The 13638-nt window shown below is 63.1% G+C and carries 7 protein-coding genes; 2 read left to right on the top strand and 5 right to left on the bottom strand.

Annotated features, from left to right (window positions below):
* Positions 1 to 300: 300 nt before the first annotated feature.
* Entirely contained in the window at positions 301 to 1488 is a 1188-nt protein-coding gene (locus Sj15T_RS16820; RefSeq protein ID WP_013039230.1) for a GGDEF domain-containing protein, read from the top strand.
* A 430-nt stretch (positions 1489 to 1918) separates the two neighbouring features.
* On the opposite strand, the gene Sj15T_RS16815 is transcribed toward Sj15T_RS16820, so the two are convergent.
* The 5 genes from Sj15T_RS16815 to Sj15T_RS16795 form a co-directional block, all read right to left on the bottom strand.
* Positions 1919 to 2404, bottom strand: a complete 486-nt coding sequence (locus Sj15T_RS16815; protein ID WP_013039229.1) for a spore coat U domain-containing protein — start codon at positions 2402 to 2404, stop codon at positions 1919 to 1921.
* Entirely contained in the window at positions 2401 to 4713 is a 2313-nt protein-coding gene (locus tag Sj15T_RS16810) for a fimbria/pilus outer membrane usher protein (RefSeq protein WP_013039228.1), read from the bottom strand. Before Sj15T_RS16810 ends, Sj15T_RS16815 begins: the two co-directional genes overlap by 4 nt.
* A complete protein-coding gene (locus tag Sj15T_RS16805; protein WP_041385687.1) occupies positions 4694 to 5413 on the bottom strand; it encodes a fimbria/pilus periplasmic chaperone in 720 nt (239 codons plus the stop codon). Before Sj15T_RS16805 ends, Sj15T_RS16810 begins: the two co-directional genes overlap by 20 nt.
* A 29-nt stretch (positions 5414 to 5442) precedes the next feature.
* Entirely contained in the window at positions 5443 to 6039 is a 597-nt protein-coding gene (locus Sj15T_RS16800; RefSeq protein ID WP_235181741.1) for a spore coat U domain-containing protein, read from the bottom strand.
* Positions 6040 to 6116: 77 nt separating this feature from the next.
* Complete coding sequence (locus Sj15T_RS16795) at positions 6117 to 6395, bottom strand: hypothetical protein (RefSeq protein ID WP_148225530.1); 279 nt, start codon at positions 6393 to 6395, stop codon at positions 6117 to 6119.
* A 423-nt stretch (positions 6396 to 6818) separates the two neighbouring features.
* On the opposite strand from Sj15T_RS16795, the gene Sj15T_RS16790 reads away from it, so the two are divergent.
* On the top strand, positions 6819 to 13598 hold the full coding sequence (locus Sj15T_RS16790) for an Ig-like domain-containing protein (protein WP_013039224.1): 6780 nt from the start codon (positions 6819 to 6821) through the stop codon (positions 13596 to 13598).
* The last annotated feature ends 40 nt before the right edge of the window (positions 13599 to 13638 follow it).

The following is a 13638-nucleotide window of genomic DNA, read 5'->3' as shown; positions in this document are numbered from 1 at the left end:
GCAGCTCAGGATTTCTGCTCGCAGGTTGCGGAATCAAGCTCTGGCCGTGAAAGGCTCGGCAAGAGCGCCGCAGCGATCGGGAGAGTAAGGAGATGGCGCGGTTGAGGGGCAAGAATGGGTCGTCTGCAATCAGGCAGCTTGAAGCGGCGGACCCATGGCGCCAGACCAGGTGGACGCCGTTTGCATACTATCCATGCATGTCGTGACCAGAGGCGCTGAATATCGCCCCTGATCCACGAAGATGTCTCAACGCGGCGAATGATTAACCTTTTTTGAAGGCGTTCCGGTCACATTTGGGCTATGGGTCAACCTGCCGTAGACATATCGGGTCGAGCAAGGCTTAGCTGCCGACTTCGGGCGGCGCAGTGGCTCTTTAAGCCGACAAATGACGTCGACGATGCCGGCCGCGAGTTTTTGTTAGCGCAACTTCTCACCACGCCGCTGGCCGCGCTGATGGGATCCTGTTGCGCGCTGACCATCGAACTGGTTGCATGGCATCGCAGCGGACAGCCGATCTACTGGTTGTTCATCGCAGGCGAGGTGGCGGTTGCTGCCTGTAGAGTGATCGAATGGCAAGGTCGGGCCCAGCGTAGCTCGACTCACCTGCCGACAATTGACAGGTCCGTTCTTTTGTCCGTCCTATGGTGCACCTTGCAGGGCCTGCTTGCATTCACGATCATTTCCTCGGGGGATCTTGTCCTTAGCGTCCTTTCAGCGACGCTCGTTATGGCAATGATCGGACCGATCTGCGCCCGCAACTATGCCGCTCCGCGCTTTGCGTTCTTGCTCGTTCTACTTTGCGACATCCCGTTTGTGACCGGCGCAGTCACATCCGCCGAGCCATGGCTTCTCGTTATCCTCCCAATCACACCACCATTTTTGCTGGGTGCAATGCAGATCATCATGACCTTTCATCGATCGATGTTGCAGACCCTGGCAGCGCAGGCCCACGCCCGCCATCTGGCCGAGCACGACTGGCTTACCGGCGTCCTCAACCGACAAGGGATGGATCAAGCCCTCAGTCGGATAGTTCCTGATGCGGAGCGGCAGATGGCGCTTATCAGCATCGACCTCGATGGCTTCAAGGAGGTGAACGATCGGTTCGGGCATGGTGCTGGCGATCTCCTGCTCACCCAGGTGGCACGTCGACTGCGCGACGCACTCGGGGACGATGATTTGCTCGCGCGCATGGGAGGCGACGAATTCATGGTTGTTGTGCGGGGAATGGTGCCAGACCAAGTCGGCCCACTTGCCGACCGATTAATTGCTGCCATTTCTCGCCACGCATACGAAACCGGCCAGAGCGTGCCAGCCCGGGTAGGCGCCAGTATCGGCTTCGCGTGTCTGCCCGAAGACGCCGCAAATACCGTGGAACTGCGGCTTAGGGCAGACGAAGCTCTTTACGCCGCCAAGGATGCAGGAAAAGGCGTCGGAAGACGCTACGGTAGACTTGCCGCCGCGGCACCGCCCCTGGCTCAGACAGCTTAGAGGCGCCATTCTCCCGGCCGGAGCGGAAGAGTGCTGACCCGCCCCGGTACGGCTAAGCTATCCATGGCCAAGTTGCGCAAGCTAGCTATCCCCGGCTTCCTAGAGGCCAGCCAGACGACGGCGATGATCCAGCAAGTGTAGGTTCATGGCATCTCGATCCCTTCAGTAAAATCCATCGAGCCTGAGCGCCGAGATCAAGCTGAGCCGGCTAGCGAACCATCTGCACCTACGGATCCAAAATCGTCAGCTGAACGGCCGCAAAAGGGTCGGCCGCAGAAGCCGCTGCTATGCTGCACGTTGATGATCGCCCGCATCGGCGCCTCGCTCTCACGGTAGCCCGAGGCATAGGCCCAATCGAGTCCGGTGCCGATCCGCTGATGGACCCGCCGCGCCGTCTCCGGCTTGGCAAGTCAGATGTCGGAGAGCAGATCTAATAGGTCACAGTCACAATCATCGTGTCGCTATAGCTGCCTGCGGAGACATTCTGCCTTGCGGGTAGCCTAGCGTACACCGTCATCGTATCGGTAAAGTTCAATAGCGCGGCGAAATTGCGAGTGACGCGCGTCGATCCGCCCGTGCCGTCGCCCCAAATCTGGGTCCGGGCGGCATCCGTGTAGAGATTATAGGCGAGACTGTCTGTACCCCGCCTTAGCCTTCGCTGCGAAAAGGCGCCTGAACCGCCGGCGCTCAGATCGACCGTGAACGACCCCGCGAGCGCAAGCAGCAAAGTGCAGTTGACCTGCACTGTCCCCGTCACGTCACTAGGAGTGGAGGAAAGAGGATTGTAGTTGCCGAAACTGACCCCGGAGGCGGTAACCGTGCAGGAACAGCCCGCAAGGCCATTGCACGCCGCCTCCGCCGGGGTGGGAACTGACAGGGCGACAAACGGCGCGAACAGCCACCTTACCCTTCTCATCGCGCATCACCGTGATGGCAGACGACAGGGCCGATCCGTGGCAGGGTCTCGCCCGCCTTTGCGGCCGGCAAGGTGACCTGACATTCCCCCTGACCGATATCGATTTTCAGCGTGGTCCCCGGCTTGAAGTCAGGCAGGAATATTTCGCCTTGCTGGCCAACGAACAGCTGGCTTCCGTCGCTCGCCATGACGTCCGCTCCCGGTTCGACCGGCTGACCGTTCGCCATGGTAACAATGACGGTGGCGGGGTTCCGCCGTTCGATGGAGAAGCGCGCAGCCACCGCGCCCCGATACCGAGGCACCACGATCATGCGGTCATCGGGCATTTGCGTGTCTAACGGCAGATCGGACGGCGCCAGCGAAAGTCGATTGGCCTCATAAGGGCGAAGGTCAGGAATGATCGCGATTCCATTGGAGTTTGTCCGGGTGATCAGCCGGTTTTCCTGATAGATGCGGACATTGGCATGCCCCGGCACCTCCACCACACCAAGCCCGCCTTCGATCCGTCGCGTGGGGCGAATGCCGCCGCCGGCAATCAGCAAGCCGCCGCTGGCGAGCATGCGGACGCCCTCCTCACTCCCCTGACGGGCCACTTCCAGGCTGACTTCGCCGACATCCCCGCGCCATCGCGCTTCCGCCTGCTGCCGGTCGCTGTCACCTGTGCCTGCCGATAGGCGATAGCCCCAGCCTCCCTCCATCGGGGGCGTCTGCCGCAGCTCCGCCAGCTGGTTGCGGCGGTCCGCCTGAACATAGCCACTGCTGCGCTGACCCAGCGGTAGAGTCAGTCCAAGGCCGAACAAAGTCTGATGTCCCGCGTCTCGCAGGTCGCTGCGGATCGCATAAAGGTTCAGAAAGGCGCGGCTGCCCAGCGACAGGCTATAGTTGGCGGAGGCGATCTTGGCCCCGTTGCCATCGCCGTAGCGAAGGTCTGTCCAGGTCAGCGCGACGCTGCCGCCGCCCCCCAGCGACACGCCGGCCGATGCCTGCATCTGTTTGGCGATGCGGTCCTGATCGCGATCAATGCCGAGCTGGTCGAAGCGGCGCGACGCGCGCTGATAGCTGACCGCCACATTCCAGGCGGGCGACACACGGCTGTAGAAAAGGCGATACATCCCACCTCGCCCATCCCCTCCTTGCGATCCCGCGACTACCAGGCCGAATTCGCCCACAGGCGCCCAGACCATTGTGACGCCAGCCCCCGCCATGCGCACATCTTTGCTAAGCTCTGCTCGCCCATCGGCCGTCAACCAATCCGCTATACCCCGTCGGTATGTGCCCGCGACGAAAGGATTGCGGTAGGCGAAGCTGCGGATGCCATAATCCTGTCGCTCGGCTCCCGCTTCCAGCGACCAGGCCGCAAGGCCTCGTGCGAGCAGCCTGGGGCTGACATAATAGCTGGTCCTTACCCGTCGTTCGACCCCCAGCGCGTCTTGCAGCACGATCGTGACTTCGCCTGCCCCCGTGACCAGCGGCGCCTGGTTAATCGAAAAGGGTCCCTGATCGACCTGGCCCTGGTAGCGGGATGCGTTGTTGACCAGTAGTTCGACATTGGAAGGAACGGCAGTACGTCCGGCAAAAGAAGGCGTCGGAAAGGTAATAAGGTTGGGCTGTAAACTGAAGTCCGTACCGAGACGCACGCCCCCGAAGCGAACCTGCCGCGACCAATCCGGCGCCGCCGTGACCGTGTCGCCCACGACCAACCTGGCAAGGCCCGAAAGATCGTCACGCAGATAATAACTCTCCAGCCGAACCACATCGCCTGTGCCCAAACCCTGTCCGAAGCCCATCGTGGTTGCCAGCAACCCCCAGTCGTCGGACACCCCGGTCTCGACAAATCCACTTCCGTTCAGTCCACGCTGATAGTTCAGAGAAACATCATAGTTAAGGAAAGCGGCAAGGGCACCCTCCGTCGGCGGGAGCCGATCATTGGATGCGGACAGCTTTTGACCTTCGAAAAAATCCGTCGGCACGTTCAATTCCAACCGTTGCCGCACACTGTCGAGCCCGGCGGAAATGGCGGGCGGCAGGGCGATGAATCTTTCTCCCTCGACCGTCACTGCTTCATCTGTGCCGATAGCGATTCGCAATCGGGAAAGATCGGCCGGTCGCATCAGCCAGCGCGCGTGTCGTCGCGCGACCAGATATTCGCCGGGACGCAGATCGCCGTTGACCGCCACTTCCACCAGCAACATTTCTGGTTCAGGTCCTGTCAAGGCTGGCGGGCGAGCGGGATCGGACTCTTGGCCAAAGACAGGGCCGGACAGAAGGCAGAGCGCGACCATGATCGGCTCAAGGGGTCGCTTCTTCATGGCGCGGCCCTTCTGTTACCAGGTCCGCGCTCATTTCGGCCTGATCGGTCATCGCGATGACGGTGAGCGCCTCTCCCGCGGCGACCGGCGCGCCGAGCGGCACAGTCACGCGCCGTTCTGATCCGGGCAGCAGATAGGTGGACATGTCCTGCCGGCCCACCTCTCGCCGATTGCGCTTCGTCAGGCTCAGCCGATTGATCTGGACATGCGCATTGCCGTCGTTCCGGATCGCAAGCGTGAGGTTGCGGTTGCCCGAAGGCCAAGCGCGCCAGGACAGGCGGCCGCTGGGACGCGAGGGGGGAACGAAGATCGGAATACTGACGCGCAGCAGGGTTTCGACCTGCCCGGGCAGGGCCGCGCGCATTCCAGGTATCTCTTCCAGAATGACGCGATAGCTTTTTTCCTGCGGGCCAATCCCTGTACGCAATCCGAAACGCGCGATCTGCGTGCCGCCAGCAGGAATTTCGAACTGCCCCGGATTGGCAAGCACCTCCCGAGTTTCCTCCAGCCGGTCTTCCTCGCCGTCCTGGCGCCAGCTATAGATGTGCAGTTGCACGCGAGTGGGCGTGTCACTGCTATTTGCGATCGTCATCGTCTGCACCGGCTCGTCCTGGGTCAGCAGCAGACGTACCGGGAAAATCTTCAGGCTTGCCGCACAAAGCGGAGCTGCCGGAAACGAAGCGAGCAGGGCGGCAATCATTCCGCGCAAATTTTGGCCGATCACAGGCGTCAGTAATTCACGGTGACAGTGACAGTGTCGGCATAGCCTCCGGCGGGCACATTTTGGCCCGCGGGAATGCGCCCGTAAACGGTGAGCGCTGTCGGCAATATTGGCGCGGTGGTCGCGGGCGGCATATCCGTTCCCGGCGTGTTGCCCCATATGTTGGTGCGGGCCGCTTCCCGGTAAAGCGCGTAGTTCAGGATGTTGGCGCCATTGACCATGCGGCGGGCCGTGACCGTTGCTCCGCTCGCTGCCCCGGCGTTCAAGCCTACTGTAAACGACGTCCCCACGGTGCACAGGACCGACAGGTTTGTCGTCGCATCCAGAGGCGTCGCAGAGGTCGGATCATAATTGCCGAAATTAAGAGGGTTGGCACTGACCGCGCAGGCCGTCAGCACCGAAGCCGTTACCGGAAAAGTCGTCGTCGTGGTTGCGGCTTGGCCTGGAGATATGGCGCATAACGCAGCCATTGTGATCGCAGTCATCAAACGCTTGGCGCAATGGTCCATTCCAACCTCCCACTGTATCGAACGTCGATTTTTCGTGAAAATCAAACGCTTAACCTGTGGGAAGCGAACATCCGATTTTTGCAGATAGTCCGGCAACAAGCACAATTCGCCGCAAGCACGGAGGAATGGTTTTGAAAATTGATTCTCCTTTTCAATAGGTTGCCGACCAGTCGTTAAAACGTCACTTCTTGCATGAAAATCTGCAGGGGCGTTTCTGCTTCAGCCCCAGGAGGGGGTTTAGGACCAGGCAGAACGGGAGCCGCCCCGACCCGCGTGACTCTGCTATTGAAATGCTCAACTGTGGCGCAGCGCACTCTCTCTAGCTCAATCATACATGGCGTAACGACCCGTACGCTCACCTCCATGTTCAGTTTTTTATCAGCTGCCAATGCCGCGGTGGGCAAGGCCAAGAGACTGCCGACCAGCGGCGAAACCAGGAAGCGAATATTCATGAGCTCCAAAACGGATCAGCAGAATAGTTCTTAAACATGGTCGCGGACAATTGCTGTTAAGATCCTTCGTCGATCGCGTAATTTTTTCTTTGTCTCCACACACAGCCAGCTAAGGTATGGAACTTTCTGGAAGATCTCAAGTTTCAGTCGATAACGCCCTGCTCTTCAGACCATCGGCTTTCGACGGGGCGAGCCGCTAGGGAATTCCAACCCTGTTCGGCCGATTTTTCCATTTTGCACCATGGTGAACAGGCGCGCGAGGCAGCCTCTTCTACAGCCAATCTTCAGTTAATCCATTGTAAATAAAGGATTTATTGTTGCTCCTGGCCCATATCAAGTGGTATTCATGAGTCGTTAGGCGATTGTGGCACGCGCCACCCTTGGGTGACGAAAACAGCCACGGCCCTCAGTGGGAGATGGTGGATGGACAAGCATGTCGAGATCCAGCAACGCGGATCGAAGCTTCCAGAGAAGACGGCTGTAACTGACCGGAACGCGGTCGTCTCCGTCCAACCCCAATCCGTCATAAAGGTCGTCGCTCCGCCCAATAGCGTTTCCTCCATGCTGCGCGAAGGCGATGACCTCATCATCCACTTCGCCGACGGATCTACCATCCGACTGGATGGCTATTTCGCCTGTCCCACTGAAGACATCAGCCAGCTGTTCGTCGCAGACCCAGCCAGTGCGGGCGAATGGCTGGTAAGCTTCACCGATGCCGCCTGCGGTCTTGCCACCGATGCCACGAGCCAGGCGCTGAGCTACGCCTACACGCCCATGGCCAGCGGTATTGGCGCAGCAGCGGCAGCAGGCGGCGGGATCAGCGACGGGCTGCTCGCTGGTCTCGGCGCGCTTGTTTTGGGGGGTGGCATCGCCGCAGCAGCGGGCGGCGGGGGTAGCAACAGAGGGCCTGCCGGGCCTGTCGATCAGACGCCTCCCGCCGCCCCGGCAATATCCCCCAGCAATGGGCGCTCCCTCTCCGGCACGGCGGAAGCGGGGGCAACCGTTCGCATCGATCTGGATGCAAATGGTTCCATCGACGCCAGCGTGACCGCCGACGCCAACGGCAACTGGACCTATACGCCGCCCAATCCCATCGCCAACGGCACCCGCATATCCGTTACGGCCGTGGACAGCGCTGGAAATGTCTCCACACCCAGTCAGATCACGGTGGACGCAGCGGCTCCGGCCGCGCCGACGATCGACCCCACGGACGGAACCATGCTGAACGGTTCGGCCGAAGCCGGTTCGACCGTGAATATCGATCTCAATGGCGATGGCGCGCCCGATGCATCCGTTGTCGCGGGAACCGACGGACGCTGGGCCTACACCCCGGCCGCGCCGCTGGTGGACGGCACCACCGTCACGGTCACCGCCACGGATGCCGTCGGCAATGTCTCGCCGCCCACGTCCCTGACCCTGGATCTGAGCGCCCCGGCCGCGCCGGTCCTTGTCACGCTGACGGACGATGTCGGAGCGATCATCGGCGGTATCGCCAGCGGCGGCGCTACCGACGACAGGCAGCCGACCCTTGGCGGCACCGCCGAGGCTGGAGCGAAGCTTTCCATCTATGACGGCAACGTGCTGCTGGGCGAGACGACGGCTGACGCCAATGGCGCCTGGAGCTTCACGCCGGCCGCCCCACTGGCCGAGGGTGCCCACATCATCAGCGTGACCGCGACTGATGCAGCGGGTAATATCAGCGCCGCTTCGCCCCCCTTTGCCTTTGCGGTCGATACGATCGCCCCTGCAGCCCCTGTCCTGGGACCAACCGACGGAACGACGATTTCCGGCACTGCCGAAATCGGTGCGACGATAGAGCTGGACACCGATGGGGACGGCATTGCCGATGCGACGACGACAGCCGACGCCAATGGTGAGTGGCGCATCATTCTGCCGACATCGCTGGCGAACGGCACCCAGGTCAGCGCAACGGCGACGGATGCGGCAGGAAACCGGTCCGGTCCCGGCTCGGCCATCGTGGATACCGGCCTCGACACGACTCCTCCGGCCATACCGATCCTGGGCAGCGTCACGGACGATGTCGATCCGGCACAGGGTCCGCTCAGCAACGGCGGCGCGACCAACGACGTTCGGCCACTGTTGGCGGGCGGCGGCGTCGAAGCAGGCGCGACCATTTCCATTTATGACGGCGGCACGGTGATCGGCACGACAACGGCCGATGGCGCCGGTAACTGGACCTTCACTCCGACCGACGCCCTGGGTGAGGGCGCGCACAGCCTGACCGTGACGGCAACCGACGCCTTCGGCAATGAGAGCGACGCCTCTCCAGCCTTTGTGCTGACGGTCGATACCGTCGCGCCAGACACGCCTACGATCCGCCCGAGCAATGGCGCTGGATTGAGCGGCATGGCGGAGCCGGGGGCAACGATCAATCTGGATCTGAACGGCGACGGCACGGTCGATGTCACGGTCACAGCCGATGGAACGGGTGAGTGGCAATATGTCCCCGACGCCCGGCTGCCCGACGGTGCTACGGTCATCGTCACGGCAAGCGACCCCGCGGGCAACCTTTCCCCGCCAGCATCGCGCGTGGTGGACGCTGACGTGCCGGTGGCGCCCGTCATCACCGGCATCGTCGACGATGTCGCGCCGATCATCGGCGGGCTGGCCAATGGCGCAAGCTCGAATGACGTCCAGCCGACCTTCAGCGGCACGGCGGAAGCAGGATCGACGGTCTATCTTTACGACAATGGCGCGCAGATCGGCACGGCGGCGGCCGATGGCAGCGGCAACTGGACCTTCACGCCCGCTGCCCTGACCGATGGCGCGCACAGCTTTTCCGTCACGGCAACGGATGAAGCAGGCAATATCTCGGGTCCGTCATCCCCCTTCGTGATCACGGTGGACACCGCTGCCCCTGCCGCGCCCGCCATGAACCCTACGGACGGCAACACCATATCCGGCACGGCCGAGGCGGGGGCCACGATCGCCATCGACATCAATGGCGATGGAGCGGCCGACGCGACCACGACCGCCAACAGTGCGGGCGAATGGTCGGTCGGCCTTGGCACGCCACTGGGGAACGGCACTCTCGTCAGCGCGACGGCAAGCGACAGCGCGGGCAACAGTTCTGGACCTTCAACAGTAACCGTCACGACCGCGATCGACAGCACGCCGCCGCCCATTCCCACCTTCGACAGCGCAACGGACGATGTCGCCCCTGTCCTGTCCGCGCTGTCCAGCGGCGCGACCAGCAACGACACCCAGCCTTTGCTGGCGGGGAGCGGCGTGGAAGCGGGCGCAACCGTTTCCATCTACGATAATGGCGTGCTGCTGGGCAACGGCACCGTCGATGGGTCGGGCAACTGGACATTCACGCCGGGCGCGCCGCTGAGCGAGGGCGCGCACAGCCTGACAGTGACCGCGACGGACGGGTCGGGCAATGAAAGCGCGGCATCGGCCCCCTTCCTGCTGACGATCGATACCGCTGCCCCCGGCGCACCCACGATCAGCCCCAGCAACGGGGATGTGCTGACCGGCACGGCCGAAGCCGGCGCGACGATCAACATCGATCTGGACGGCAACGGGTCGGCGGACACCAGCGTCACCGCCGATCCATCCGGCAACTGGACCTTCGATCCGATCGGCGTGGTTCCAGACGGGACGACCGTGATCGTCACGGCCAGCGATGCGGCGGGCAATGTCTCCGGCCCGGCATCGACCGTTATCGACGCCATCGCACCGGCGGCACCCGCGATCACGGCCCTGACCGATGATCAGGGTGGATCAACGGGCGGGATCTCTCCCGGCGCTGCGACGGACGATGATCGGCCCGCCATCGCCGGAACGGCCGACATCGGCGCCACGGTCCTGCTGTTCGACAATGGCACGCAGATTGGCACAGCCGCCGTGGATGGTTCGGGGAACTGGGCTTTTACGCCCGCCATCGCCTTGCCGGACGGGCCGCATAGCTTCAGCGCCCGCGCGGTTGATGCTGCAGGCAATGTCAGCAGCCTGTCTGCTTCCTTCGCGATCACGATTGATACGCTTTCGCCCAATGCCGGCGCGATCACGGGCATCAGCGACAATGTGCCGGGAGCAATCGGCCCGATCCCGAACGGCAGCCTGACCAATGACGCGCAGCCGACCCTATCAGGCACGGCGGACCCAGGCGAGAGCGTCACCATCATGGACAATGGTGTCGCGATCGGCACCGCCCCCGTCGATGGCCTGGGCGCATGGAGCTTCACGCCGCTCGCGCCGCTGAGCGATGGTGCGCACAGCTTCACCATCGTGACGGTGGATGCCGCCGGAAACGGCAGCAGCGCCTCAACCGCTTATGCGGTGACGATCGACAGCGCGGCCCCGGCTGCGCCCGTCATCGATGCCGCGGCAGACAATAGTGGATCGATCACCGGCACGGTCGCGGCCGGAGGCTCGACCGACGAAGTCCAGCCGACCCTGTCGGGAACGGTCGAGCCGGGATCCACCGTCGCCATCTTCAGCAACGGCACGCCAGCGGGCAACGCGTCGGTCGATCCGGCGGGCAACTGGACCTTCACGCCGGCACTGCCGCTGGGGGACGGCACCTATAATTTCACCGCTGTCGCCACCGATCCGGCAGGCAACAGCAGTGGCCTGTCCTCACCCTTTACCATCACCATCGACACGGCTGCGCCCAGCCTGCCGATCATCACCCAGGCCAGCGACGATGTGGGCGGCGCGCCGACCCCCATTGCTCCCGGCGGCCTGACGGACGACGCCTTGCCGGTCCTGTCGGGCACGACCGAGGCGCTTGCCACGGTCACCATCTTCGACAATGGCACCGCGATCGGCACCACGACGGCGGACGGTTCGGGCAACTGGACCTTTACCCCCGGCTCCCCCCTGGCACTGGGCGCCCATAGCATCACGGCCTCGGCAATCGACGCGGTCGGCAATGAAAGCCTTCAGGGAGCGCCATTCAACTTCACGCTGATCGCGGTGGCGGGCGGCATTCCCGTCATCGGCGGCGTGAGCGACGATGTCGGCGCCGTAAACGGACCGGTCCTGAACGGCGGCGTGACGGACGATGCCACGCCTACGCTCAGCGGAACGGGACCGGCCAGCACCACGCTCGCCATCTTCGACAATGGCACGCAGATCGGCACCGCTTCCACCGACGGATCGGGCGCGTGGAGCTTCACGCCCACCACCGCCCTTACCGACGGCACCCATGATCTGACCGCAGCCGAAGCGCTGGGCGGTGGCGCGTTCGGGCCTGCGTCGGGCGCGTTCACCATCAATGTCGACACCGCCGCTCCGGCTGCTCCTGCCATCACGGTGGCGATCGACGATGTGGCAGCGTTCACCGGCGGCATCACGGACGGCGGCCTTACCAACGATAGCGCGCCCGAGATTCGAGGCACAGGCGAAATAGGCGCGACGGTGACGCTGTTCGACAATGGCAGTCCCGTGGGCACGGCCGTGGTTGACGCCAGCGGCAACTGGAGCATATCTCCCGTCGGCCCGCTTGCCGAAGGGCTGCACAGCTTCACCGCGTCGGCCGCCGACGAGGCGGGCAATGCCGGTCCCCTTTCCGCCGCCTTCACCCTGACGGTCGACCTCACTCCGCCGCCCGCGCCGACGATCACCGCTGTCACGGACGATGTCGCCCAACAGACCGGCACGGTCACAAATGGCGGCATCAGCAATGACGTGTTGCCGCAAATCAGCGGGACGGCGATAGCCGGATCGACCGTCCAGATCTTCGACAATGGCGCGTTGCTGGGTACGACCGTTGCTGACGGCGGCGGCAACTGGAGCTTCACGCCCGGCGGGGCGCTGGCGAACGGATCGCATGGCTTCACCGTTGCCCAGCTTGACAGCGCCGGCAATGCCAGCAGCCCATCGCCAGTCTATTCCGTCACCATCGATACGGTCGCGCCGACCGCCGGCATCGCCATCACCACCCTTACCCAGGATACGGGCGTGGTCGGCGATTGGTCGACGCAGGATAGTGCCCCCACGATAGCGGGCACCCTGACCGCGCCCCTCAGCGCTGGTGAACGGGTGGAAATCCAGATCGATGGAGGTGCCTGGGTTTCCGCGACGGCCAGCGGGACGAGCTGGTTCTACGGCCCCGGTACGCTTGCCGTCGGCCAGCATGGCGTCAACGTCCGCGTCATCGATTCCGCCGGGAATATCGGCGATGTGGAAGCGCAACAGTTCACGATCACCAACGTCAATCAGGCGCCGATCGTGCAGGCCAGCGGCACTTCCCTGCTGGGGCTGGTGGGGGCAGAAGCGCTGGGCCTGATCGATCTCAGCACCCAGTCCCTCACCGCCTACGATCCCAACAATAATCTGCGCAGCGTCGAGGTGCGTTTCGCACCCTTGCTGTCGGCCAATCTGGGCGCTTTCACATTGACGGCTTCCACCGCTCTGGCGGCTGAACTGGGCCTGCAGGTTTCCATTGCCAACAATCCCGGGCTGCTGGGCATCTTGGCGCCCTCCTCCGTCCTGACCGTCACGGCGCTCGACGGTGGGCCGATCAGCAATCAGGCCATCAATGAACTGCTGAACACGGTTCATTTCAATCAGGATCTGACGCTGCTCGGCCTTAACGTGCTGGATACGACGACGATCACCGCGACCGACATGAATGGGCTGACGGCCAGTTCGGCCACAGGCACGCTTGCCAATCTGAGCCTGCTGAACGCCAGCGGTTCAAGCGCCGTGCTGGAAGGCAATGCCAGCGCCAACACGATCAATGGCACGGCCGCGAACGAAAGGCTTTATGGCCATGGCGGCGCAGATACGCTGAACGGCAACGGCGGTAATGACCTTCTGCGCGGCGGAGCCGGTGCCGACACCCTTAATGGCGGGACGGGTAATGATGTGCTCGTCCATGACGCGGCCGATGCATCGATCGATGGCGGAACCGGCGTCGACACGCTGCTGATCGACAGCGGGACGGGGATGGTGCTGAACCTCGACGCCGTAAACAACATTCGCAATATCGAGCGGATCGACTTGGGTGTCGGCGATGCAGGGCGACAGATTACGCTGACGGAAGCCGGCATCATCCGCGCCACGGAGGCAAGCCATCAACTGATCGTCACAGGCGATCTCAACGACAGCGTCACCATGACTGGCGCAACCTTGCAGGGGCAGACGCTGATCAACGGGCAGGCCTTCGATCATTACGCCTTGGGCACCACCAACATCTATGTGGAGGACCCTGTAATGGTCGTTGTCTGAATATAGGATCTTCAGGGGAAAGGCCGACAAAGATCGGCCA

This window comes from Sphingobium sp. TA15 (assembly GCF_037101235.1).
In the GTDB taxonomy this organism is placed as follows: Bacteria; Pseudomonadota; Alphaproteobacteria; order Sphingomonadales; family Sphingomonadaceae; genus Sphingobium; species Sphingobium indicum.
The sequence above is the reverse complement of the archived record's forward strand: the minus strand, read 5'-3'. Positions and strand labels throughout refer to the sequence as shown.